Here is a 26,860-nt window from a genome sequence, read left to right as displayed (position 1 = left end):
AGCACGAACCTGACTAAACTACTCCTATGAAGCCGATTGGTTAGCCTTTTCCTTAATGAAGTCCACCATATACACCCAACCAATCAGTCCACATAAGACAAAACCAAACGCATGCAGAGATCCGTATATGGGAATGAAATCGAGTATGGTTAAGGAGTACATATTTTTCAGTAACGGATAGAAGATGGAAATGACAATAACCGTGTAAAAGGCTAGACAAGAAAGGCCTAAAAAGAAGGCTGCCTTAATATCCAAAGCGTTTTTCCTCAAGTAAGTAAGGAGATAAGCGGTGTAAACCACAATATTACAGGCGAACAAAGTGACACCGACGTATTCAATTGGCTTGGAGAAAATCATACCAATAGCAATCAATATGGGTCCGATGATATCGATGGCAACAACCCAGGGATACCAACTTTTCTTCGTCATGATGCGTCCCAGTGCACCAATAAAAATCGGAACGATCGCAGATGAGAAATGAAAGTGGAGCGAGCTTAACGCGTGCGTTGCAGGATTAGCTTGAAAGAGGGTCAATTGATATTGATATAAGGTAAACCAAATGCCCCCGATAAAAAAATAAACGAGCCCCGCACCAATCGCTATTTCAGCTGCTTTTCCTTTAGAGATTACAATCGTGGTCAAGCCATAGATGCCAAGCAGCAGTGTGAACAGTAGCCATCCAAGAGACAGAATCCCTGGGATTTCCGTACTTTCTAACCCCCACATCTTATTACTCATTACCGAGGCCAGGGTAAGAAGCGCAGCGGGAAATTGAAGCCATTTCATAGCAGCATAAATCATTCGTTGATGTTTATTCTTTTCGTCATGATTCAAAAGTAAAATCACAAGAGGTACAATGACAAAAGCCGCAAAAAGTAGAAATTTTTCAACAAGTTCGAATTGGAAGTAATCAAGGGAAAATATCAGAATGGTTATGATTCCACCGGGAAACACTGGTGCTAATAATGATTTCATTCGTTGCTTCAAGGAACTATTCATGGGGTTTCCTTTCTAACTACGTTTATCGTAATAACTGCCTGTATCCAGTTGTGTAGCTTTCTTTAGTATAGATTCGGCAATTCTTCTTTCAGTAGTCTAACACATTTATTTGTCAATATATGAAAATAAGCTTATCTTACTGCGGTTGATGGAGTCATGGGAAATAGCCCTTCCGCTTTTCAAAGATTTTCACCATAAAGGAGCTGTGGTATCAAATGAATAAGGATAAAAGTATAGAAATGAACTACTCTTCAAAAGCAGGGGACATTCTACAGCAGATCAATAGTAAAACTAAGCTAGGCGAATTACGAAAAATCGCAAAGGATATTAAAAAAGATCACGAACTAGCTATGGAACTTTGGTCGACCGAAGCGTTTTTGCCCAGACTATTAGCTATTTTAATTATGGATAAAAAACTTCTCTCACAAGAATTGCTTAATAAGTTTGATAATGATATGCAGACTCACACTTTTGATGAGCGAAATAACTTAATGGATTGGTTAATGGCTAATCAGCTCACCAAAGACAAGAAGACCATTGCATTGATGGAGTCATGGGAAAAAAGTCCTTCTGCTCTTCAAAGGCGAGCTTTTTGGTATTATCAAGCGCGATTGAGATGGACCGGACAAACGCCTCCTAATAACACCGAGGACTTACTATCTGCAATTGAAGCTAGTATTACGCAGGAAGAGCCGGAAGTTCAGTGGGCTATGAATTTCATTGCAGGCTGGATAGGCATTTATGATCAAAAGTATCGTGCGCGTTGTATTAAACTTGGTGAAAATACAGGTCTTTATAAAGATGAAATGGTATCAAAGGGCTGTACTCCTAATTATTTGCCAGAGTTCATTGCAATTGAAGTTAACAAACGAAATAAGAACTAGTTGCGGCTGAAATATTCGTTAGTATCTGATCTGACATTAAAAATTCGAAGCCTCAATATGGAAAAAGGATCTGGAATTAAGCTGCCAGATCCTTTTTGCTTGGAGGGCAATTGCAAAAGTTTTATGACACTACTAATCACTATAATTTGAGTCAATCCAATTTTTTAACTCTTCACTCATGATCTCAAACTCCTTCTCAGTAGCCTTCGGATGCAATTCGATTCCTCCAGAAGGTCCGAAAATAATGATGTCTAGGCTCGTTTCGTCTGTAAATGTAATTTTTCCAGCATTGTTCGATCCAAACACATCACCTGCATCAAAAGGTCTAAGTTCTGCATCTTGTATCATTTGGATAACCGTATTTTTTTCTTCCTCGCTTAATATGGTGGGATTAATCATACCGATACTGATTTCTTTTACTTGCCCTGCATCAAGTTTCTCTTTAAATTGTTCTGCCCATTTGCTGTCCGCTCCGCTTCCCGTGGAGCAACTTGAAACGATCAGTATAAAACCGACAATCACCAAGACAATGCCTGAGATCCGTCCAGTACTTAGTGCTAAATCACTTGGCTCCGCATCTTTAAACTTCCATCCCAGTCGAATATACCAAGCAAAGTAAGGCCAAATTGCCATAATTAATCCTGTTAATAAGACTAAAACACCTATGATACCTGTCAAACAATCACATCCTCTATATGTTAAGTATTAGTCTAATATAAAAAACAGTAAGAACACCACTCTATTTCTTTCATTATTCTTTCATAGCGCTCTGTTAATATCCATAGAGGGTGATGACTCTCGGATCTGATCAAAAAGTATGCTCTGGCGTTGCCTGAATCAAAGGGATGAAGGAGAGAATACATATTGTTATCGTTTAATTGGAGAAAGATGGATTATCTTGTTATATGCTTCGTATTGTTGTTCAGCACAATCGTTCCATTTGATGTTCGATCGGCTTATGCTGCAGGTCCTGCTTCACCTGTTAAAGTAGAGAAAATAGACGCAGGCGGTCTTGCTTCAATGGCGTTAAAGTCAGATGGGACGTTGGTGGCCTGGGGGAGAAACGACTTTGGTCAACTAAACGTTCCCTTAGGTTTAAGTGAAGTTGTAGCAATCGATGTTGGGTATTTCCATACACTTGCATTGAAATCGGACGGTACTGTTGTCGGCTGGGGTAACAATAGCGTTGGTCAACTAAACGTGCCAGCGGGCTTGAATGATGTGGTGGCTATCGCCACAGGAAGCAACCATTCACTTGCGCTGAAGTCAGACAACACGTTGATCGGCTGGGGGAACAATGCCAACGGTCAAACCAATGTACCCGTGGTTGTAGACGGAGTAGTGGCGATTGCTGCTGGTAACCTCCATTCGCTTGCACTGAAGTCAGATGGCACGGTGGTCGCCTTGGGAGGCGATAATGTTGGTCAAACTAATGTGCCTGTAGGCCTAGACGGAGTAGTGGCGGTTGCTGCAGGAGCATCTCACTCACTAGCGCTAAAGTCAGATGGCACGGTGGTTGCCTGGGGAGGTAATAATGGTGGTCAAACCAATGTGCCCGTAGGCTTAGAAGGAGTAGTGGCGATCGCTGCAGGAGAAGCTCATTCACTAGCGCTAAAGTCAGATGGCACGGTGGTCGCCTGGGGGGAAAATATTAGTGGTGAAACCGATGTACCAACCGACTTAGAAGGAGTAGTGGCGGTCGCTGCAGGTCATTTACATTCGCTTGCCTTAAAGTCAGATGGTACCCTAGTTACTTGGGGATATAATCAGGATGGACAAATGAATGTACCTGGGAATGCCAATCTGAGAGATCTTAAGCTAGAGGAAGGGAATTTCACGGAATCCTTTGATCCTGCAGTCATGGACTACACGTATTATTACGACGGTCAATCGCTATCCAGTGTAGATGTAACGCCGACACTCGAGAGCACTGACCAGACAGTTATGTATGTGAACGGTGAGCTGCTGCCGTCAGGTAGCACGAAGACGATAAACTTTGCGGGAGCAACCACGGATACGGTTATTCCTGTTCGCGTGGAGCCCTACTTGTTACCCGGTAAAACGTATACCATTACGCTGGCGATCGATTCAACGCCTCCGGAAGTGCAGTTTGGTACGAATGGTGGTGTAGTGGCAGCGAAAACTGCAGCGAGTATCGTAACGGTCAGCGACCTACAAAGCGGAATAGATGATCATTCACTGCAATATGTGTGGACGCAAAGTACCGCCGTTCCGGCAATGGGCTGGTTGCCATTTAGTGACGGCGATACGTTGAGTCAGACTAGCGGGAATGGAAGTTGGTACTTACACATTCGCGCAGTAGACAAAGTAGGGAATGTTAAGGCTGCTGTTTCGAATCCATTTCTACAGGATAACACAACGCCGGCACCAGCACCGAGCCCAATAGATCAAGGCGGTAGTTCACCTGTTGGGCCTTCGGTAACCCCATCCCGATCTAACCAGGCAGTTTTAGCTAAAATAAATGTTTATAATTCCGGAAAGACATTGGAATTATCTCCTAAGTTCACGTCGGGGACTACGACGTATACAGTAGAAACAGACGCTGCGCAGGTTGAACTGGAAGTAGCTTCAGCCCATCCCAAGGCGGTTGTGAAGCTGTTGGGAGAACGGATAAGTGAGATGACGACTGTTCCTTTGGTGATGGGTGCTAATGTGTTAACCCTTACGGTTCAAGCTGAGGATGGAACGATCAAGACGTATACCGTCACCATTAACCGTATGACCCATGATGAACATCATGTTCCTTCAGCTCCGGTATGTCGGTTCACGGATATCGAGAATCACTGGGCAACATCAGATATATGCGAGGCAGCAGAATTGGGTATTGTGGAGGGGATAGATGCCTACACCTTTGTACCAAGAGGCAACGTAACAAGAACGGAGTTCGCCGTTATGCTGATGCGGACAATTCAGATCCCGATACGTAACGAATCAAGTGAGGTGTCTTTCAGCGATGCAGAGAGCATCCCGGCATGGGCACACCTGACGATCCAGACAGCCGTAGCCGAGGGAATTCTGCAAGGATATCCCGATGGAACATTACGTCCGAAGCAAACGGTAAGCCGTGCAGAGATAGCTACGATGGTCTCCAAGGCCATGAAGTGGAATGCTGATCGTACGGCTAGCTCTTATTTCTCTGATAATACAAGCATTCCAACATGGGCCAAGGCATATGTCGAAGCTGCTCAGGAGCACGGACTTCTGAAAGGGCAAGCGGGTAATAGATTTGTTCCGGAGGGACGAACAACAAGAGCCGAAGCTGCGGTTGTACTCTTGCGACTTTGGAAATCTATACATTAAGCAATAAAGGACTGACCCCTGATGTCATTAGATGACAACAGGGGTCAGTTTTTGTTGAAGCCTGATAGGAGATATGCTTGTAATCCATAATTCCCTCTACTATTATGGATAGAAAAGGCATAAGGTGTCTATTTTCTTAATTTAAATATAAAGGGACCTGATGTATGAATTCCACTGTAGAACTTATCCTGATGATTGTTTCATTGATCATGACGGGTATCATCTTACTCACTGTGTACGGGTTTAGACGAGAGCGCGGAGTAATCTACCTCGTAGGTTTGATCGTATGCCGAATGATGTACTCAAGCAGTATCATTCTGGAGAGACATAGCGATGTATTTATGACTAAATTAATTTTTCGCAATATTCAGAATACGACCCAAAATGTAATGGTCCCTTTCTTGATCTTATTCGTTTATCACTTAGTCGGTCGAGACAAGCTGCTGAAGACCCAATGGAAGATCCTATTGTTTGCCGTATTTGTATCGTGGTCGTTGCTTATGTGGCTTGACCCAAACCTTCATTTTATATATCTGACGATTGAGCTTTATAATGGCCACCTAGTCACAACAAAAACCCTCTATTCTAGAGCATTCAGCCTCATTTGCTATAGTGCAGTGGTTATATGCCTCTACTATTTATTTCAGTATGTAAGGAATATTAGGAGTGATTATCGTAAGCCGGGAATGTGGGTTCTCCTTCTGGCTACATTACCGTTTGTCCTGGAGATTATCAAATTTGTGAAGCCTGAGTGGTCATCATGGTTACTTCCATTAACAGTTTACTGCGGATCTACAGGGACAATTATGCTGGTGATTATTCTGAGGATTAAGTTCTTCTCTACCGTTCCGATTGCCAGGAATATTGTGCTCGATACGTTGCAGGAGAGTATTGTGATTGTGAATGGTTCGGGAAAGGTCATCGATAACAATAATCGAGCTTCACAATGGTTCTCAGAGTTGGGCTATACCAATATTTCGGGTCGGAATATATCGGAAATCCTAGCGTCCTGGCCAGAATGGTATAAGCTGAGCAAGTCTATGCAACCGGGCAGTGTAGAGATTGATAAGTGGCTGGATGGAGAAAGAAAAATATATAGTGTAAACGTATATCCATTATATACACTGGGTAAGGCACAGGGTAATATTTCTCTTATTTTTGATATTACAGAGAAACAACGGCATCTGGAGCAGATGGCACAGTTGAACCAGTTGAAGGATCAACTGGTTACAATTATATCGCATGATATTCGCAGTCCGCTAGCGCTGCAGTTTCAACTCGTGGAGTTACTGGAGGCGGACAGGCAATCCTTCGCTGCGGATCATCAGGAGATCATTGAGCAGCTGGGTGACCAGATTCGTAATGCACTTGGAATGGCTAATAACTTGTTGGAGTGGTTTCGCAGTCAGGTTGAAGACATGACACTTCGTCCAGAGTTACTGGAGCTTTCGGAGGTTGTTGAGGACTGTTGTCATATGTTACACATTAAAAGTGAGAGTAAACATATCAGCGTGATGAATAAGATTGCTATAGGCACCCATGTATATGCAGACCGGGAAACAGTTGGTTTAATTATTCGTAACTTATTAACCAACGCCATCAAATTTTCCGAATTGGGTGGTTTAATCGAAGTGTACGCTCAGTTGTCAGGAGACATGGTGATCGTGTCCGTTCGTGATAACGGAGTAGGTATGGAAGAGGAGCGAGTTCGTCAGCTATTTAACGAGAAGCAACTCAACTCCATGGCGGGTACATTAGGTGAAAAAGGGGCAGGGCTTGGACTGCTCGTAAGTCGGCAGTTCGTACAACTAAGTGGTGGAGATATGTGGGCAGAAAGCACGGTGCAACAAGGAAGCGTATTTCACTTCACTTTGAGAGGCGGAACAGAGAGATGAAAGTACTCATCGTTGATGATGAGCCTGCCATGCTGTTGGCAATGAAGCGGATGCTGTCGAGTATGCAAGATGTGGAGATTGTCGGAAGCTTTCAGAATGCGGCAGAGGCACTCGATTTCGTTAAGAACAGGGAAGTGGATCTCGCATTCCTGGACATCCAGATTGCTACGGACAATGGATTAGAGCTTGCACGCAGCTTGATCTCAGTTTGTAATGATCTTGACATTGTGTTTACCACTTCGCATGCAGAATATGCGATTCACGCTTACGATGTTTATCCGTTGGACTACATGGTTAAGCCGATTTCCAGAATGCGACTGGCTCAGACGCTCACTAGGGCGGCCAGCAGACGCAGATCTTCTTCTAATCTTGCTGACGACATTGCGCCTAATCGGCTGACGGTTCATGGACTGAGTTGCTTCGAGGCTAGCAGCAAACAAGCGGGTGCAGTAAAATGGAAATCCAAAAAAAGCATGGAGCTATTTGCCTATCTGCTTGTTCATCAGGGTCGAAGTGTAGCCAAATCCCGAATCCTGGAGGATATCTTCCCAGGGAGGCCTCTCAAGCAGGCGGAAGTGTACTTGAATACGATTGTCTATCAGCTTAGAAAGGTGTTATCCGAACATGGGTTCAAGGAGATGATCCTATCAGCGCAAGAGCAATATCGGGTAGATTTAGATCAAGCCGATGTTGATTTTATTCGATTCGAACAGACCATGTTGGAGTTATTCGAATTCAATATAGCTAATGAAGAAGCGGCCATAGCGTTAGAGAAACAGTTCGTAGGCGAGTTGTTTGAGGGTAAATCTTTTGATTGGGCGACAGGGGAACGTGAGAGATTGTTAATTGTGTACGTTTCCTATGCCAAGCGTCTTGCAACCTGGTTGCTGGAACGGAATCAATATAATGAAGCAGCACGCATTGCCAGAAGAATTGTATCCCGCAATGAGTTTGAGGAAGAGGCAACATTGCTGTTGTTAAGTATATTGGGAGCCATGGGAGATCGAAAATCACTACATAACCACTATGAGCAATATACACAATTACTGCTTCATGAACTTGGGTTACAGCCTTCGTTGTCTATTCAACAGCAATATGAACAATATCAATGATATCCTCCTGATAAACAAAAAAGAGCCGCAAAGCATGCGGCTCTTCATTTTTTTAACGCCCACCCGTATTGGAAGCCCAGACAGGAATCCAACTGTTCGGATAATTGCTGTTGGTCAGGGTTGTGTTATAGAGAACTAAATTCCCATCACTTTGCATGACCAGTGTGTCACCCGTTGTGTTAGCCGGTAAGCTGCTCCCGTGATGACCTGGAATCCATGAGGTCGTATTGGGAGACCAAGCAGCTACCTGTACAGAAGTATCGATCATCAAAACTTTATCCCATCCCCAACCGGTGTAATATTCAAATTTACCTGTAGCCGGGTTGAAGCCATAACGATAACCATATTGGTAAACATCTTGATATTTCATGCCATATTTATAGATGACAGGTTTCCCGTACTGTGATTCAAAATTGAACGAAAGAGCCCCACTGTTACTGGTTCCGCTACTCCAGAGAGAAGAACCGTTTTGATAGATAACAAAGTTCCCGTCATTCTGCCAAATGGCTGAAAATCTACCATCTTGGGAGGTGAGATAGTCACCCTTAGCCATGCTTTGGCCGATCGTGAGCTTATCTCCAAGATAGCCAGCAGAAGCTGTTGCTGGTACGGCAAATGCAAGAATCAACAAGCAAGCCATAAGAACTCGAAAAGATCTGGGAAAAAGTCGTTTGTTCATTGGACACGCTCCTATTTTTCTTATAATGGTTAAAGTTAAATGCATAGAACAACAAATCCTTACAGCTATTGCATGTTTCTGCGTTGTATTCAGTCAGGAGCGGTGAGGTAACACGTCCCCATCTGGTGTAAAACGGGAACTAAGATCTAAAATGCTCCCAACGGTCACCTCCTTTAATAGAAGTGTGAAAATCTTTGATACATATTATGTAATGGGATGTGTGTGTTTTAGGAGATGGAAGCTAAGTGTTTTTTAGTAGAGGAGTTATATCATCAAGTGAAAATACATACTTTATTTTCCATTATAGCAACAAAAAATATAAAAGCCATATTTTTCTATATGAAATTTTGAATCTATTACTTACAACCAATGCGTTATAACTTCTCGTCTCCTGAGCTAGAAAAAAACCTATTATTCGCTTGAATAAATTGAAGCTAAACACTAATTTTGGTGCAGCTCGAGACATAGGTATTCATCTCCTCTATCAATCTCTCAACTTTTTACATCCATTTTATATATTTAATGATTTTTATGAATTGAACTATGGTAAAATATCTCAGGATCTAAAATTGGAGAGGGGTTTTTTCATTCATGTTTTGGAAAAAAGTTTTGGGTAAAAGCACACTGCGTGTAGCTACCGTTGCACTATTACTCACGCAACTATTGGGCGCAGCAGGTTCTGTCTCTGCCGCAGGTAACGATGTAGAAGTACACTTGATTGGAATCAATGATTTCCACGGTCAGTTAGATACCACATCAATCGTGGGTGATAAGAAGGCAGGAACGGCTCCAATTCTAGCAACCTATCTCAAAGAAGCTCAAGCCAAATATGAACACTCCCTACTCTTCCATAATGGAGACTCTGTTGGTGCATCTGCTCCAGCCTCATCTTTGGATCGTGACGAGCCTACTATGGAATGGATGAATATGATGGGCTTCGATGTAGGGTCCTTAGGGAATCACGAATTCGACCAAGGTGTCGCTGCTTTAAAGGCACAGATCTTTGGTGGCCTTGATCCAAAAGAAGGTAAGGTAACGCATGCCGGTGCAAAATTTGATTACGTCAATGCAAACGTGATTGAAACTGCCACAGGAAAAACATTGATTAAGCCGTATGTGATTAAAGAAGTGGGCGGAGTCAAAATTGGATTTATCGGACTAGTGACGAAATCAACACCTGCCAAAGTATCTCCATCTGGGACAGCTGGCGTACGTTTCTTAAGCGCAGAAGAAGAAGTGGAAGCCGTTAATAAATATGCTAAAGAATTGCAAGACCAAGGTGTAGAAACGATCATTGTATTGGCACATGATCCAGCAACAACCAAAGAAGGCGTAACCACTGGAGAAGCAGCTGATCTGGCAAAAGCTTTACCGGCGGACTCCCCTGTTGACGTTATCGTTGCAGGTGACAATCATGCATTGGCTAACGGTGAAGTGAATGGAAAGTTGATCGTTCAAGCTTATTCCTATGGTACGGCGTTTGAAGATATCAAGCTGATGATTGACCCTGCTACCGGGGATGTAACTGAAAAATCAGCGACTGTTACAACGACTCTCCAAGAGGGTGTAAAAGAAGACCCTGAATCATTAGCTATTATTAAAAAATCATTAGACAAGCATCCTGAGCTGACGAAGCCAGTAGGTACAACGGATGGTTCTGTTACCCGTACAGATGCTTATAATAACGAAGCCCCTCTAGGCAACCTCATTGCAGATTCAATGCGTGAAGCAGACTTTGGGGATAAGGCAAGTGCTGCTGACTTTGCATTTATGAATCCAGGCGGTATCCGTGCGGATCTGCCACAAGGCGATGTGACCTTTGCTGATCTTGCCAAAATCCAACCGTTTGGTAATACTCTAGTAAAACTTGAGCTGACGGGCGAACAGGTTAAAACGTTGTTGCAGCAGCAATGGGGTACCAATGCTGACGGTACACCTAATACCAAAACACTCCAAATCTCTGGTTTGAAATACACTGCAGATTTCAATAAGCCGGTCGCAGAACGCGTAACTGGTCTCAGTCTTGAAGATGGAACAACGATTGATCCTGCAAAAACATATACGGCTGTAGTTAACAACTTTATGGCTGCAGGTGGAGATAACTATAAAGTGCTGCTGGATGCTAAATCATCCCTGGCAGGTCCTATCGATCTGGATGTATTCTACCAATACATCGTAGACACGTATAAGGGCGGTAGCATCGAAGCTAAAAATGAAGGACGTATCACAAACCTGGCTGCATCTACTGAGCCAACAGAAACACCTGTAACAACAGAAGTCATTTCTCGTGCTGAATTTGTAAGTGCTCTGGTCGACATGTTGAAACTTAACGAAGTAGCTACAGCACCTGCATTCAAGGATGTTGCGGCTAATGCTGCATATGCAGATGCGATTGCTGAAGCTACGCATGCTGGATTCATTCAAGGTTATGGTGGAAATTTCTATCCTGATCGGGATATCACGCGTGAAGAAGCTGCTACCATTCTTGCTAAATTGGTAAAAGATCAAGCGACTGATAAAGACGCTGCTACGATTATTGCTAGTTTCGAAGATGGTAAATCCGTGTCTGCCTATGCAATTAAACCTATGGCAAAACTGATTGACAAAGGTATTTTTGCTGGAACAGATAAAAAATCACTTCAACCTAAACTAGGTCTGACTACTAACGATGCAAAAGCATTAATTGAAAAAGCTGTTGCAGCAAAAGCTTCATAATGTAGAACTTATTCAAACTTTATATTAAACAGAGAAACACATCCTATCGGGCGAATGAGCATTCCTCTACGGATAAACCCTCTCATCAAGTAGTTCTTTAATTGGTGAAAAGGGTTTATCCAGGAGAATGCCATATCCCAATTTAGGATGTTTTTTTATGCTTAAAATCCACGATTCTATGGAGAAATCTATGTCTGAATTGGCTCTATGGTTTGGTTACCGTTTAGTGTTCAGAATTTGGTAAGGGCTCTAAAGTAAAATGGTAAGGCAAGCCATATGAACTTGATGAATTTTATCAGTTTCTGTTGTAAGGATGGAATGGCCAAAGGAAAGGGAAAAAGTTTCTGGTTGCTGCAAAAATTTTAGAAGTGGAGGAGATTTTCGTTTGAAACAAAAACGCAATATAGGTAAACCGTTATTGTCTTTATTTCTGGCAATGTTGCTCGTCTTGCAGACAGTGATATACTCCACCGCCGCATATGCGGAGAGTGTGCCAACCGATTCCGGAATGGAAGCGGTCATTGAATCTGACTCACCGAGTGCCGACGAACCACTTTCGGTACCTGAGGCAGTGAACGACGAACCGCTTTCGGAACCTGAGGCAGTGAACGACAAACCGAATAATTTCGTAGCGATGGCGGCAGTCCCAACGGACAAAACAGCGGTATTTATGGAATCTAATTCAACTTTTCCGCTGGAAGTGACGCAGGGGAATGCTGTTATTAATCCAAACGGTATTATTCAGGGTAGACAGCCCTTTACGCTCAAATCGGAAGGTCTCAAGGTACCAGTGAATGGTGATGACCCAAATCCAACTAATGCAGATCCTGAGAAATACATCCAAAAGGGTGACTGGATCGAGCTGAAAAGAGAAGATTACTTCAAGGAAGTGGTGCTGCCAACAGCTACTAAAACCTTGAATGCACAGACGGAATCAGGTACAAAACAGCTGGGTACCGCCTATTTCACTCCAAATAGCATCAAGATTGTATTTAACGGTGATGATTATTTTTTCAATGGTGTTGGACGAGGTATTGCCTTCAGCTTTGAATCTACGGCCAATGCAGATATAACGGGACTAGCGTATGGCGATAAAAAGCCGATCAACATCTTTGGTGGTGCATATCAGCTAGAGAACCCAGATGTTACAGCAGAGTATAACATTACTTTAAGCTCGCCTGGAATGATCAGGTGGGATCAGTATAGTTATCGCGGAATTCAACCAGCGCAATTTGTTGAGGGAGCTGTTACCTGGCAGTCAACCGTATCTGCGTTTGATCAGTTTGATAAAACAATCAAATTGCCACTAGACGGAAAGACCTTTTATACGAATCCCTCAACGTACAATACCAGCCCTGGAAATGCCCGCGGCACCTATATGGAGGAATCATTTAAAGTAAATGACCAAAATGTAACTCCAGTCGTTGGTCCAGACGGATCGCTGACTTACATTTTTCCACAGGGAACAGGTCTAGATCCAAAGGTTGAATATAAAACATGGATTTCAAAGGAAGCTTATTATTACGAGTATCGGAATCCGCCAGCCAATCTCGGTCGCAGCCACCGGGATATGAATGGTAAAGTGGAACTGAGAAAAGACAATAATATGTTGGTGCAGTCAGGTTTGGAGATTTCCTTTGCTCCCGACTGGATTCAGGCCAGCGCTTCGTATGACCATGCGAATGAAACCATTACATGGAAGATCACAGTTAACCAATATAACAAAAAAGGGTTAAAGGACTTTACCATCACAAATGTATTACCGGCTGGGCTGGAATTTGAATCGGCTGCATGGCAGACATGGGTAGATGGCGCTGTATCTGAAGAAGCGCTAATTACACCAGATTCGAACGGCGTTTATTCCTTCGGGGATATTAACGGAAAAGTCGAATTGTTGATTAAAAGCAAGGCAATAAGTGGTTCCAGCTTCCAAATTGACCCTCGTGCCAACTGGAATTTGGATACAACAGGTGGTATACAGAACAACGATGTAATGACGGGTAAAAGACCTATTGCGGTGACAGATGAGGCAGTCGTCAGCATTGGCGCACACACGTTTACAAAAACAGGCGCAGTATCAACCGAGGATTATAACCTGGGCAGTATCACGTGGACCGTTAATCTAGCACCACAGTATGCCTTACCTAACGCGGCAGTATACGATGTCCTTGTGCATGGCGGTGACTTGAACGTCTTGGACAACGCTGTAGATGAAACCAGCGAGGTGAGTGCGGAGACAATTGCGAAAATTAAAGCAAATATCACTTCTGCGCAGCTTTGGAAGCAGTACAAAGCGGGAACTCTGAAGTCGAATGCAACCGGATTGACGATGAAAGCTATTCCATTAACCGTGGACGGTAAAGTGGTGGCGGATTTGATCAAGGTGACCGGATACACCGAAGAAGCGGCATCCTTCAGCTTCCGTGCACTTGAGACCAACCCGAACATTCTCTTCAGACAGGATATTAACGCAGGGAAAACTGTTTCGAATCGGGCTTTGCTCATTGATGGCGAAACCGTAAAAAAAGCAGATAACAGCACCAACCTACACCTGCATATGTTGAACAAGGATATGCTCTTTGCTTCGAAGCCATTAAAAGTAGATGGTACTTTTGAAAATGTGACGCCGAATAACGTTAGCAGTTACATTAGAAATGATAACAATGAAGCATGGACAATTTCTGGCTATGACAGGACAACCAAAACGGTCACATTCCGTTTAGGGGTAAATATGCCTGGATATAACACAGAAGAAATGGCTAAGGATGGCGGTAATCGAGTCATTAGTAATATTAAGCTAGTGGATACACTTCCCGAAGGCTGGGAATTCGTTCCTTTTTCTGAAACTAAGGACTTTGAGCTTTGGAAAGGATTTTCGGACAATGGTGCAGGAACAGAATATGGTGTTAGAAACGATGCTAGAACTCTAATTGAACCAGGTACTAGTTCTCATGTAGTCCATTTTTCACACATTGGAAACGAGGGTACTTTCACCTTCTCCAAGTTGGAAAGTCCTTATATCATTCTGGTGAAGGCAAGACCTTCCAACGATGCTCTGCAGAAGTATTTAGAGGAATACACCATCAACGGCACAGACAAACAGGTGCTGTATAACAAAGCCGACCTTCATATGACATGGGGTGGAGTAGAGAAGGTTGTCACCGAACAGCGCAAAGTTATTGTACCTATTCAGACCCTTGGAAAGTCGGTAACTAAGCCAGTTCCAGGAGTGCTGGAATGGACGGTGAACTATACCCCGCCATTTAACATGAAGCAGGGTGTTTATTTGCAGGATACCCTGGGTGCAGGCATGAATTTGCGTTATGAAGAAAACGGAAAGCTTGTGCTGACATCACCTAGTATGGCAGTCTATCCTGCTAAATTGACCGCAAGCGGCACTCTTGAACGAGAGGGCGTAGCACTGGACCTCAGCGACCCGAATGCTGAAGTTCAAGTAGAAGCTGTACCAGGCGCAGGTGGCACTACGGTTCTAACATTTAAAATGGACGATCCTAATCAGCTTTACCAGTTTGTGTACCAAACAGAAGTTGATCCATCTACAGCGAAAGCTGGAGACACAATGGGCAACGAGGTAAAACTGGAGGGCGATGACAATCTGAAATCTGTCAGTGCCAGAAGCGAAAGTACGCTGGACAGTTCGGACGTGGCTGGCAGTTCAAGTTCCAATGCTCTGTTGCCTCTGAAAAAGGTAGATCCCAATGGCAATCCGCTAAAAGACGTAGAGTTTACACTCTATAAGAAAGACGGCGGAACTATAATTACCAAAGGAAAAACCGATAGCGGAGGGAAACTTAATCTGCTATTCCCTGATCCAGGGTATTATGAGCTGAAAGAAACTTATATTGACACCAATACTTGGCTGCCAACTACAAGAGTATACCAAGTATATGTAGGGAATACGCCCGGGAAGCCCATCTGGGTAGACGGGGTGAAATTAACCTCTGATAATCCACTGATCGTGCCTACACCGGCCCAAGGCAAGCTGACCATTACCAATAAGGTGGAAGGCAACGGCAGTGATCCGGACAAAGAGTTTGAGTACACCGTGACCATCACCGGCGAAGGTAAGGACAGAGAGTATACCTATAAGAAGTCGGATGATACGTTCGGCACGATCAAGAGCGGAGGCAAGATTACCCTTAAGCACGGGGAATCTGTGACGTTCCCAGCCTTGCCTGCGGATCTGGTCTATACCGTAACCGAGGCTGATTATACATCCGTTGATGGTTATACGACCACACCGGGTAAGAGAGAGCTGTCTGGCTCAATCGTGAATAAAGGTGATCACAAGGCGGACTTCATCAATGAACGGACCGTTAACAAGCTGACCATCAGCAATACGGTCATGGGCAACGGGGGCGATAAAACGAAGGAGTTCGAGTACACCGTCAACTTTGAGGATACAGGCAAAGAGGAAAGTTACTCTTACTTGAAGACGGACGGCAACACAGGTTCGATCAAGTCCGGCGGTACTTTCCGCCTCAAGGATGGAGAGACACTGGATATTTTGGGCCTGCCTAAGAATCTGAAATACACAGTTACCCAACAAGATTATACAACCGATGAATACATGACTACTCCTGAGGAACGGTACTATACCGGAGTCATGAAAGGCATTGATGAAGATGCCCCATTCACGAACGTGCGAGTCTTGAAGGGCGGCCTATTAATCAGCAACACAGTTAAAGGCAAAGATGAAGACAAGAAGAAGCTGTTTAAGTACACGGTTGCCTTCACCGGCGAGGGATCGGACGAATCCTACGTCTATGAGAAATCAGACGGCAGCAAGGGCATGATCAAGAGCGGTGAGAGCTTTGAGCTTACAGATGGCCAGACGTTCATTGTCCAAGGGCTTCCAACCAATCTTCAGTACAAAGTGACCCAAGATGATTATACGCAAGATGGCTATGTGACTGATCCAGAGAGTCTCATTCACATTGGCACTATTCCAGAGAAAAAATGGTCTGAAGCACATTTTGTCAATACCCGACCGTATCTGGAAGGCGTGTTGCGTAACAATAACACAGGAGAAGTCATTCCGAATGCACCGATTAAGGTAACCGATCTGAAGACAGGCGAAGAGATTCAGACGCAGACGAATGAGAAGGGTGAATATTCAATCCCAGCCGTAGCGGATACCGACTATACGATCAGATATACGAAGATGTATCGGGTAGGCGGTAAGGATGTACCTGTTGAGTTTACGCAGAAAGCAAATGTGAACAGAAGTGTAACGGACGAGACTGTTCCAGCGGACATTACGGCCGTGGGGATCATTCTGTTTAAACAACTGGATGGAACAACAGTGCTATTCAACGATTTATTGACTAGCCAGATGCATATCTATTTGAAAGACAAGGATGGCATTTATATTAAGGAAAACGGCCAACCTAAAGCATTCCCTATGGCTACGAATGGAACTTTCTCTGTGGAAGGGCTAAGCGAGCAGACGTACACAATGGAAGTTCGCTATCAAGCTGAGACCGGCGAGGAATTGCTCCTCAAAGTGGCGCAACTTGACGTTAAAGCTAACGGAGAGCTGAATATTTCAGAGGAGTTAGTCGACCCTTACGGTACGGTCTATGATGAAACGACAGGAGATGCCGTCACTGGCAAGAAAATTGATGGAGCCAAAGTTACACTGTATTATGCGGATACGCAGCGGAATAGAGATAACGGCCGCATTCCGGGTACGAAAGTAACGCTTCCAAAGGTTCCAAATTTCCCCCCGTACGACAACGAGAGCCCGGAGCAGAGTAGTGATGCAGATGGCTTCTATGCGTACATGGTGTTTCCTGAAGCGGATTACTATCTGATCGTAACGAAGGACGGATACGAAACGCACACAAGTGGTACCATTTCAGTCGATTTTGACATTGTCAGGTACGATGTGCCAATGAAGCCAATTCGTTCTGGTGGCGGCAATGGCGGCAATGGTAACAACGGAGGCGGCACCGTAACGCCAGATCCGGGCACCGTAACGCCTGAACCGGGCACGGTAACGCCTGAACCAGGCACGGTAACGCCTGAACCAGGCACTGTAACGCCTGAACCAGGCACGGTAACGCCTGAACCAGGCACCGTAACGCCTGAACCAGGCACGGTAACGCCTGAACCGGGCACGGTAACGCCAGATCCGGACACGGTAACGCCTGAACCAGGCACCGTAACGCCAGATCCGAGCACGGTAACGCCTGAACCAAGCAATGGTAACGATCAGCTTAAGAACGATAGCAACGAGTTGGACGATGCTCCGAAAACTGGAGATAACAGTGAATCGCCATTCTTGTATATGGTTTTGGCGCTGATGTCCTTAATGACGATCGGGTTCTGTCTACTCGGGTACAAGAAGAAAAAGCACATCCAGTAATGGAAGGGAAGGCGGTAAGAAAAATGAGCAAAACTAAAAAAGTTCTTATCGCTGTTTCCTTGCTTGTGTTGGTATTTTCACTTGTCAGTCTTGCGAGGACTTTCTTGCGAGATTATGCCGAGAAGCAGAAAATCGAAGAGTTAACAAAGGTTTGGAAAGAAGGATCAGAACAAGGGGGAGGGGATGCATTCCCTTCCCTTTTGTTCAATAAAGGCAATGAGCCGGTTATGCTTCCCGAATTTCGAGATCTTTACGAGAGGAACTCAGACATCGTCGGCTGGCTGAAGATTGACGGTACCCGAATTGAGTACCCAGTCATGCAGAGCCCACAGGATTCGGAGTACTATCTCAATCATGATTTCGATAGAAAAGAAAACCAAGGCGGTCTTCCTTTTTTGGACGAGTCTAGTACGACCAACAATTCGGACATTTTGCTGGTTCATGGTCATCACATGAAAAGTGGTTGGATGTTTAAAGATTTAATGAAGTACAAGAACGAAAGCTTTTATCAAGAACATGCGACGTTCCAGTTCAGCACGCTTTACGAAAAGGAAGAGTATGAGATTGTTGCCGTTATTCTGTCAAAAGTTTATCGCAAATCGGACGACGTGTTTAAATACTACCAGATTGAGAATGTAAGTACGCCCGCCGAGTTCGATTCATATGTTCAGAATATCAAACAACTCTCTCTTTATGACACAGGTGTAACAGCACAGTATGGGGACAAGCTTATTGTACTGTCCACATGCGAGTATTCGACCGAAAACGGTAGGTTAGCGGTGGTGGCCCGAAAGCGTTAATTGACGATGCTGAAACACAAAATCAATCTATTTTATTTCGCGTTCTCTCCTTAGAGGACGCGATTTTTCTTGTCCCCGAAATAAGGTGCTCATGGACATGTGGCTTGAGGAATTACGCAGAATGATAAATTCTGACGAATCCAACGAGTATCGAGGATGTATACATTTGAGATGAGGACATGAAGGCCTGTTCCAGTCGTCAAAATGGGAAATGGCGGGTTAAATCGACAAATTGATGTTTCTATGATAGGGTTGAATCATCCCATAGGCATTCTACTCTTCGGAGTAGAGTGCCTTCATGTATATTATGGGTGCTTACATTAAATGTATTTTAAAATTAATTGGATCGTATATGGAGGTGGTGATGCTATGTTTCTCTCTTTAGCCCCAACAGGGGATGGTTGGATGAGTATGAAAAATGTGAAAATATCATTTAATAAAGAGGAGCGAACATAGCATGACTACTAGTTTTCAGGCGGAGACCCGCATTCCATTAAATACATCCCGACTTAGGGATTTACGTAAATCCGGGCGTTTGCCAGGTATTGTGTTTGGCAAAAATACGGAGAATGAAATGATTCATATTCCAACAATACAATTTCAAAAATGGTTGAAGCAGGGTACGTCTGGTTTTATAGAACTGCAGTTTGAAGAGAAAGGCTCATTGACTGTATTGTTGGAAGATCTCCAGCGTGATCCAGTTACACGGGATTTACTTCATGTGGATTTTCAGCAGGTGCAGACCAATGAGATCCTGCGTACTAAAATTCCTGTGAAGTTCAACGGCACACCGATTGGTACAAAACAGGGCGGAGTCGTGCAAGTTCAATTATCTTCTATTGAAGTGGAGGCATTGCCGAGACACTTGCCAACGTCGATTGAATTCGACATTAGTGCTATGGACCTTGGTGAAACGTTACATGTAAGTGATGCTACGTTTGCAGCAGATGTGACGGTGATCTCTGAGGGGAATGAGTCTCTTCTCTCTGTAGTTAAACCTTAACAATTCCAATTTCGCAAAGCTGAATAATTCAAAATTAGCCGTACGGGTGATCATCCGTACGGCTAATTTGTGCTGATTATGAGATGTTGGCGTGCTCCCATCCTCACAAGGCGGGTAGTCTGGAATTCACCTCACGTATGTCTTTTGCTCGCGTACAGGCGCAATGATCCTGATATTTCGCTACCCTTTCAAAGTTCATTCGCAAAATTCAGGTGTAAAGTAGGTAGACTCAGGAAAGGTAATCACTATAATGGAAATAAGATACATATATAGTTGAACCCGAACTGCTAAGGTCATTGGCATAACATTTCTAAACAGGGCGGTGAGCGAAAAGAAATGGACAAATTAAAGAATAGCGGATTCTATAAACTGAGATTCTTCATCACTCCTGAAGAGTTTAAAAGCCTTTTGCAGCTTTTGGAGCATCGGCAAGCGCAATTCCATCGTACCAATGCTGCCCGAACAGAGCATGATTATAATCAGGTGTACGAGGAGTATCAGACGTTCTATCAGTATTTTGTGGCAGGAGAAAAGAGAGATGACATCCATCCCTTCTTTGTTTACTCTATTTCTATTGCATCGGATCAAGAAAGTTCAGGATTTTTTGTGAGAAATGAAGGGGTTTCTTTTCCATATCACGGACAATGGGCAGAGGATGAACTGCCGTGTATCTTGATTTCATTTCCGAAAGGTTTCCAAGTTAATTTGGAAGATGAAAAAGGAAAGTACTATATATATGAGGATATCCGGGACCATAAGCCACTGACCTATGCGTTTTTCGATGAAATCAGAGACTCTATCAAAAAAATGACCAAACCCCTTCGCTTCTCAGCCCTTGATGCAGATGCGATGAAGGAGCAAAAGCCCTCTGTGCGTATAAGCCATGATGCAATGCACAAATTGAGCCAATCGTGGATCTTCAGTAAATATAGACTTGTGATTCATGGCAAATAGGAGGGGCTGAAATGACGTTCGCCCTAAATATTATCTGTACCTGGGTACTGCTAGTTGCCTCATGTTCCGCAGTATGGTGGAGTTTCAGAACAGAAAAGCTTATAACCATCTCCTGGCTGGCATTTTTGCTACCGGCTGTCTTCCAGCTTGTTACCGCTTTCCGGATTGGTCCAGGCCAAGCAAAGTCACTCATCGTGTTCGGCTGTATCAATCTGGTGTTTGCTGCCCTTGTGGGTGCAGGTGTCTGGTATCTAGTCCAAATAGCCAATTCATATCGAAGGGGCAAATGATCAACGAATGGAAAGGGGAACTCTATTCATGAAGCCAATGCAAGAAATAGAGACACTGGCCATAGAGATCGCTGCTGCCGCCAGAAAGTCTTTTTGCACCCTTTTTGAAAATGGTGAACGTTACTATTATTGTACGTTATACACTACTGGCGAAGGACATGCGCCAAGCATTTCTGCATGGTCGTGGGAAGCTTTGGCGTTGGAATCGGCTAGACAAGCAGAGGAAAGTGATACGCCGGTATCCACGATTGCGGATCTCATCAAATGGTCGTATGCGGATTCGCCCTATTGTTGTTTTGGGGATGATCACTTTGCCGATGTCAAACAACGATATAACGAGCGTCCTTTCATTGCGGAACTGGAGAATGATGATTGGAAGCGCGAGTTGGATGTGAGGCTGAACGCCATGGAGCTGGCGATGAAAATGCTCGATGATGAAGGCGTATTTGCCTTAAATCAATCGCGAGAGTCCGTATGTATCCTTGTTGAAGTCATGCCGCCGGATAAGATCAATACCGAAATTGCCTTACGTTTGAATCGGGCAGAATCTCCGGCTATGCAAGCATGGTTGGCGGAGGCGGCAGAATAGAAGCATCTGCAATGGGGAGTTTTGATCGTCTATGATGTACCGTTTCGACTCAATTGGCTCAATAAGATGATAGTGACAGTAGGACTATAATTCTCGAACCACCTTTGTACAGTAAAGGGTGGTTCTTTTTTGTGTCTGCGACCCTCGGACAAACACACTTTTTCTGCCTTGTCCACATTTATACCTCACCAAAACTATTTAATTGCATCTAATAGATTATCAATAAAAAGGAGGTTTTGAGAATGGGAAATAGAAGACCTGGAGCACCTAGTGGTTATGACCCTGTTCAGATCTATAACTCTACTTCGTTTAATGCGAGTGGAGTAGTGGAGTATGCATCCATCTTTTGTAGCAACGATAGATATAGTGTTCAGCGTGACGAGACTTGGAGATCTTCCGACCGTGGTGTGTGCCTGGTAACCAGAATCACCGCGACGGTTAGAACACCGAGTGGAAATATTGAGGCTGAACCGTATACCTCTTCTGGTACTTCGTACAGCCAGTTCGCCATTATACAGGTAGGGGTAAATCAGTTCCGAGTGACACGTGTTACAAGTGCGATTAGAAAATGCCGGAAATAACCGAAGAGGGTTAATATCAAGAACAGGTACTAAACAGGAAGAGACGACTGGCCATGAGTAAAAGGCTGGTCGTCTTCTTTTGCTTTAATGTTCTTTGTACCATAATATTCTGCGGTGCATCGAGGAATCTTTCAAAAGTCGGAAAGGCCGTAAGGCTGGTTGATAATTGCCTTCGATAATCCAAATTCGCCGTTTCTTGTCGATGGCTATATCGAACCCGACTTGTCTAAGCATAGGGTAATGCTCTCCCAATCGTTTGGCAGCTAATCGTGCAACTTGTTCCGCTCTGACAAGTAAGCGCCGATCTCCAATTCGAGCTAGTCTCAGTGCTTTAATAACGGGAATGGGGCGGTTATTTACATTGGTGACTTGGTATCCTTGTGCTGCGACTTTAGCATAGGAACCGGTCACGTTCCAAGTGGACGAGGAACCCTTTTTGCGCTGAACCATGATCCGAATGTCGAACGGCCTGTGTTTAATTTGAGCAAGCTGCAGACGCTTTTGGACAATATACTCATCACTTTTGATTGTTTGTTCGAACCATTCGAGTAACTGCTCGTTGTCTCTCATGGTGACTGTGTTATTTTCATTTTGAATACGATAAGCATTTGCACCGCTTCGTTTAATGAACAGGATACCCCTTCCGTAACTGCCATTACGAGGTTTCAGTACAACGCTGGGATACTGAAGAAGCATCTTTGTTAGCGTATCCTTCTCAAGCAACTGTGTTTCTGGCAACCGTTCAGCGAGAGAGGGCTCATCGCGCAGAATGCCATACTGCAACCATTTGTCTCTTTCGAATAACATTGGAATCACAGCCTTTTTTTCAATCGTCTACGGTAATTCTAATTCAAATTCGTGATCCGCATAAGTGGCCATTCGTCCAGATTTGTAAGTCGATGCATGTCCAATCGGTCGATGGAGACAGAAGATGAACTTGTGCGAAAATTACTGCATTCTGGGAAGGCGCTCATTCACGCTTTGAGTGGCTTCTGGATACGCAGGCTCACTTCTATCACCACCGTGGATAACGGCATGCCGTGCTGGCACATGTACTGAAACAAGAGCCAAATGTGAAATGGTTTGAGTAGTACTAGACTGACCTTCTACTAGTGCTTTTTACCTATGAATTAGCTTATAAAAAGTGCGACTTTTTTACCAATATATATACAAATTATTCGTTTACTGTATGACTTTTCGATGTTATACTCACAATATTCAAAAAAATTGTAGAAATATGTCGAATTGAGGCTTATCAGGATGATTATAGGTAAACAAAACGGCGAAGCGATCATCCTCATTCCATCACTTGAACCGGATGAGAGACTTCCAACCTATGTACGGCAATTGCGAGAGTATGGATTGACCAATATTGTTATTGTAGACGACGGATCTGGTGAGGCCTACCAGTCGATTTTCGAGGAGCTTCGTGAGAACGGTTGTGCTCTGCTGACACATACGGAAAATCAGGGGAAGGGTGCGGCACTCAAGACCGGATTTGAGTATATTGGGAAGCAATTCGACGCATCTTCCTTCGTCGTAACCGCTGATTCAGATGGACAACACGCAGCTGAGGATGTATACCGCATAGCCCAAGAAGCAAGGATTTATCCGGACTCATTGGTGCTCGGGGTAAGGAACTTCAGCGAGGGGAATATACCCCCAAAGTCCCTGTTAGGCAATCGGATGACCTCCTTTATTTTTGCCATGCTGTATGGTAAAAAACTGTCAGATACCCAGACTGGGCTTCGTGCCTTCGGTCCAGGGTTACTTGCGTTTATGCAGGATGTTCGTGGCACTCGATTTGAATATGAGCTGCAGATGCTCATCTCGTGCATTCAGTCCGGTATACCAATCCATACCATGCCGATTCAAGTCATTTATGAAAATGGCAATGCAGGCACTCATTTTAAAGCGATCCAGGATAGTGCTCGGGTCATGGGGGTGTTGTTCTCCAATTTCCTGCGGTTCATTTCTTCATCGGTGGCCAGTTCTGTTATAGATTTGGGCATTGCCTGGTTTTTGATCGACGCGTTACGGCCCGTATTGGGTGAGCAGCACTATTTAAGAATTCTGCTTGCAACCGTGATTGCGAGAGTTATTTCCATTGTGGTCAACTATGTACTGAACAGACACTTTGTATTCCGCAAGGAGGATAGCCAGGGAAGTCTATGGCGCTATCTAACGTTATGCGGAGTAGTGATCTTGCTGTCCAGTACCGGTGTATATATATTCCATACCGTTCTCTTCGTAGATGAGAAATTGGCGAAATTCGTCTGTGATGCCTTGCTGTTCCTGCTCAGTTTCCAATTGCAGCGAAGATGGGTATTTGCAGCAAGGAGGAAGCAGTTGTAGTGCAAAACGAAAAAAGGCAGAATATCTTTTTTGTCATCACGATGATCCTGATGTCGATTTATTTGGTATGGCGCACGTTCTTTACGTTGCCATGGGGTGAGGGCGTTCTGAACGTCATTTTTGGTATGCTGCTGATTGTGGCTGAGACGGTCACCGTACTGACAACCTTTGAATTATTCTTTCAAAAGATGCAAAAAGAACGTACACAGCTCGACTTTCCAATCGTTCCGCCGGAGTATTATCCGGATGTGGATGTATTTATTGCTACGCATAATGAGCCTGTTGATCTGTTATATAAAACCGTTAATGCCTGTACGTTCATGGATTACCCGGACAAGCAGAAGGTTCATATCTATCTCTGTGACGATGGAGCAAGACCAGAGGTAGAGGAGCTTGCCAGACAATTTGGTGTAGCATATTTGGGGTTCCCCGGAAACAAGGATGCCAAGTCTGGCAATCTGAACAATGCACTGAGCAAAAGCTCTTCTCCGCTTATTGCAACGTTTGATGCGGATATGATTCCACAGCACACCTTTTTGATGAAAACGGTACCCTATTTCATGCTCTCCACGTTTATTAAGGAGAATGAGGTATGGCGTCCTCGCCGAGAGGACGAGATGGATTCTAAGTTCAAGCTTGGTCTGGTACAGACCCCGCAAAGCTTCTACAATCCGGATCTATTCCAGTTTAACCTGTATGCAGAGCAAGGTATTCCGAATGAACAGGATTTCTTCTCCAGAGAAGTGAACATCCTGCGTAATGCCTCCAATGCGGTAGCCTATACAGGAAGTAATACGATCATTTCCCGGCAGGGCATGGAAGACATCGGAGGTTTTCCACTCAATACAATCACCGAGGACTTTGAGACAAGCATCCGCTTGCAGCAGGAAGGTTATATTACCTATGCGACTCAAGAGGTTCAAGCTGCCGGGCAGACAACAACAACAGTGAAGAGCATGATTAAACAACGGATTCGTTGGGCACGGGGTATCATTCAGAGCCTGCAGAATACGCGTGCACCCTTATCTGGCAAGCTTCCTTTCTGGACGAGAGTGACCTACTTAAGCAGTTTCTTATACTGGTGGTCCTTCTTTAATCGGTTGATTTTCATTTTGGCACCTATTTTGTTTGCGTTGTTCGACTTCCAGATTGTGAATACAACCTTTTGGCAAATCCTAATATTCTGGCTTCCATCTTATTTCTTCTATAGTGTATCCATGCGGTATCTGTCCAGCAATATTCGGAATCAGCGATGGAGTCAGGTCATCGATACCATATTCATGCCTTATCTGATCTGGCCGGTTCTCTTGGAGACGCTGGGAATTCGCGAGAAAAAATTCAAGGTCACCAACAAAAGCAGAGCAAGCGGTCGACAATGGATGTCTGCTCTGTTATATGCACTTCCGCATATCTTCTTGCTGTTGCTTTCCATTGCAGCCGTGATTCGGTATGTGAATGGCAAGTACGGCATTGCGCTGTTCTTCAGCAGTATTATTATTTTCTGGCTGATTCATAACATGATTGCGCTGTGTTACGCCCTGTTCTTCATGGTTGGCCGCCGTGCGTACCGGGAGACAGAACGGATTCGGGCGCAGGAAGATGTCACGATTCACGACCAAGCCAACAATCTGCGTTATCAGGCCAAGACGGTGGATGTATCTGAGCAAGGTATTGCCTTCTATGTCCCATATCCCATTTATTTGGCTGAGCAGAAAATCATCTCTCTGGTTGTTAAAACCGATCGGTATGAGGCCAATCTCGATGCAGTCATCGTTTATGTGAAACAGGATGGAGAAGGCTGGCGTTACTGCGCAACGGTTCAGCCGATTGATGAGAATGATAACCGCCAATACATGCAAATCATCTACGACCGTAAACACTCCTTGCCAGAGCAGATGAATCTGTGGGATACGGCTTATGATGATATGTTACGTAATGTGAAAAAACGGATTGTTCAACCCAGATCGGATCAGCGAAAAATGCCGCGACTTTCCCTTCAGCTTCCAGTTCATTTCACCAATGATGCTAGCTGTACGCTGCGCAGCTTCAATTATCGTTTCTTCTCCGCGACGGGTTTCCATGGTGAAATTGCGGCAGGAGCGGTCGTTACTTTTTATACGAAGAGTAATATTGAAGTCATTTTGCAACATACGGGAAAAACGACAGCCCGTGAGCGCGAAGTGCTTCTCTCGGTGGAGAATATCGATGATATTGTGGAGAAGGGCATGATCGACCAATTGCTGACTGATTTGATTCAGCCACATTCCGATCGTTCCACCAGAGAGGGTTAGG

General features: G+C 44.2%; 18 protein-coding genes. 14 read left to right on the top strand and 4 right to left on the bottom strand.

The genetic code is table 11. The annotated features are described in order from the left end of the window. Nucleotides 1–24: 24 nt before the first annotated feature. Nucleotides 25–999 carry a YndJ family transporter gene (locus V6668_RS30065; protein ID WP_338707418.1) on the bottom strand — a complete coding sequence of 325 codons (975 nt, stop codon included), beginning with the start codon at nucleotides 997–999 and terminating at the stop codon, nucleotides 25–27. A gap of 215 nt (nucleotides 1,000–1,214) precedes the next feature. On the opposite strand from V6668_RS30065, the gene V6668_RS30060 reads away from it, so the two are divergent. Further along, nucleotides 1,215–1,883: a DNA alkylation repair protein gene (locus V6668_RS30060; RefSeq protein WP_338707417.1), complete on the top strand. Its 669-nt coding sequence runs from the start codon at nucleotides 1,215–1,217 to the stop codon at nucleotides 1,881–1,883. A gap of 132 nt (nucleotides 1,884–2,015) precedes the next feature. On the opposite strand, the gene V6668_RS30055 is transcribed toward V6668_RS30060, so the two are convergent. Then, the gene (locus V6668_RS30055) at nucleotides 2,016–2,561 is read right to left on the bottom strand and encodes a DUF6199 family natural product biosynthesis protein (protein WP_338707416.1); all 546 of its coding nucleotides are present in this window, start codon (nucleotides 2,559–2,561) and stop codon (nucleotides 2,016–2,018) included. 186 nt (nucleotides 2,562–2,747) lie between these two features. On the opposite strand from V6668_RS30055, the gene V6668_RS30050 reads away from it, so the two are divergent. The 3 genes from V6668_RS30050 to V6668_RS30040 all read left to right on the top strand — a co-directional run bounded on the left by V6668_RS30050 (nucleotide 2,748) and on the right by V6668_RS30040 (nucleotide 8,211). Continuing rightward, nucleotides 2,748–5,204: an S-layer homology domain-containing protein gene (locus V6668_RS30050; protein WP_338707415.1), complete on the top strand. Its 2,457-nt coding sequence runs from the start codon at nucleotides 2,748–2,750 to the stop codon at nucleotides 5,202–5,204. A 164-nt stretch (nucleotides 5,205–5,368) separates the two neighbouring features. Next, complete coding sequence (locus tag V6668_RS30045) at nucleotides 5,369–7,099, top strand: sensor histidine kinase (RefSeq protein WP_338707414.1); 1,731 nt, start codon at nucleotides 5,369–5,371, stop codon at nucleotides 7,097–7,099. Next, the gene (locus V6668_RS30040; RefSeq protein WP_338707413.1) at nucleotides 7,096–8,211 is read left to right on the top strand and encodes a response regulator; all 1,116 of its coding nucleotides are present in this window, start codon (nucleotides 7,096–7,098) and stop codon (nucleotides 8,209–8,211) included. Before V6668_RS30045 ends, V6668_RS30040 begins: the two co-directional genes overlap by 4 nt. 52 nt (nucleotides 8,212–8,263) lie before the next feature. Here the strand turns inward: V6668_RS30040 and V6668_RS30035 are convergent, their stop codons facing one another. Further along, complete coding sequence (locus V6668_RS30035; RefSeq protein ID WP_051447237.1) at nucleotides 8,264–8,890, bottom strand: hypothetical protein; 627 nt, start codon at nucleotides 8,888–8,890, stop codon at nucleotides 8,264–8,266. 591 nt (nucleotides 8,891–9,481) lie between these two features. Between V6668_RS30035 and V6668_RS30030 the strand changes: the two genes are divergently transcribed. The 8 genes from V6668_RS30030 (at nucleotide 9,482) to V6668_RS29995 (ending at nucleotide 22,213) form a co-directional block, all read left to right on the top strand. Further along, the gene (locus tag V6668_RS30030) at nucleotides 9,482–11,605 is read left to right on the top strand and encodes a 5'-nucleotidase C-terminal domain-containing protein (RefSeq protein ID WP_338707412.1); all 2,124 of its coding nucleotides are present in this window, start codon (nucleotides 9,482–9,484) and stop codon (nucleotides 11,603–11,605) included. A gap of 385 nt (nucleotides 11,606–11,990) precedes the next feature. Further along, nucleotides 11,991–17,996, top strand: a complete 6,006-nt coding sequence (locus tag V6668_RS30025; protein WP_338707411.1) for a DUF7601 domain-containing protein — start codon at nucleotides 11,991–11,993, stop codon at nucleotides 17,994–17,996. 23 nt (nucleotides 17,997–18,019) lie between these two features. Next, nucleotides 18,020–18,796 (top strand): class B sortase, encoded by a 777-nt coding sequence (srtB, locus tag V6668_RS30020; RefSeq protein WP_076252250.1) that lies wholly within the window; start codon nucleotides 18,020–18,022, stop codon nucleotides 18,794–18,796. 457 nt (nucleotides 18,797–19,253) lie between these two features. Further along, nucleotides 19,254–19,799 (top strand): 50S ribosomal protein L25, encoded by a 546-nt coding sequence (locus tag V6668_RS30015; protein WP_076329312.1) that lies wholly within the window; start codon nucleotides 19,254–19,256, stop codon nucleotides 19,797–19,799. 336 nt (nucleotides 19,800–20,135) lie between these two features. Continuing rightward, entirely contained in the window at nucleotides 20,136–20,753 is a 618-nt protein-coding gene (locus V6668_RS30010) for a hypothetical protein (protein WP_076329313.1), read from the top strand. Between the two features lie 11 nt (nucleotides 20,754–20,764). Beyond that, entirely contained in the window at nucleotides 20,765–21,043 is a 279-nt protein-coding gene (locus V6668_RS30005) for a hypothetical protein (RefSeq protein WP_036611832.1), read from the top strand. Nucleotides 21,044–21,071: 28 nt separating this feature from the next. Further along, nucleotides 21,072–21,632, top strand: a complete 561-nt coding sequence (locus V6668_RS30000; RefSeq protein WP_338707410.1) for a DUF4303 domain-containing protein — start codon at nucleotides 21,072–21,074, stop codon at nucleotides 21,630–21,632. Nucleotides 21,633–21,874: 242 nt separating this feature from the next. Then, a complete protein-coding gene (locus V6668_RS29995) occupies nucleotides 21,875–22,213 on the top strand; it encodes a hypothetical protein (RefSeq protein ID WP_051449797.1) in 339 nt (112 codons plus the stop codon). An 84-nt stretch (nucleotides 22,214–22,297) separates the two neighbouring features. Here V6668_RS29995 and V6668_RS29990 read toward each other — a convergent pair whose 3' ends face one another. Continuing rightward, a complete protein-coding gene (locus tag V6668_RS29990) occupies nucleotides 22,298–23,020 on the bottom strand; it encodes a YheC/YheD family protein (protein ID WP_338707409.1) in 723 nt (240 codons plus the stop codon). 453 nt (nucleotides 23,021–23,473) lie between these two features. Between V6668_RS29990 and V6668_RS29985 the strand changes: the two genes are divergently transcribed. Then, nucleotides 23,474–24,568, top strand: coding sequence for a bifunctional glycosyltransferase family 2/GtrA family protein (locus V6668_RS29985; RefSeq protein ID WP_338707408.1), 1,095 nt, complete (start codon nucleotides 23,474–23,476; stop codon nucleotides 24,566–24,568). Continuing rightward, nucleotides 24,568–26,859 (top strand): glycosyltransferase family 2 protein, encoded by a 2,292-nt coding sequence (locus V6668_RS29980; RefSeq protein ID WP_338707407.1) that lies wholly within the window; start codon nucleotides 24,568–24,570, stop codon nucleotides 26,857–26,859. The genes V6668_RS29985 and V6668_RS29980 overlap by 1 nt, the downstream gene beginning before the upstream one ends. Nucleotide 26,860: the final 1 nt, after the last annotated feature.

The organism is Paenibacillus amylolyticus, assembly GCF_036894225.1.
GTDB lineage: Bacteria > Bacillota > Bacilli > Paenibacillales > Paenibacillaceae > Paenibacillus > Paenibacillus amylolyticus.
This window is presented reverse-complemented; position numbering and strand designations above follow the sequence as displayed.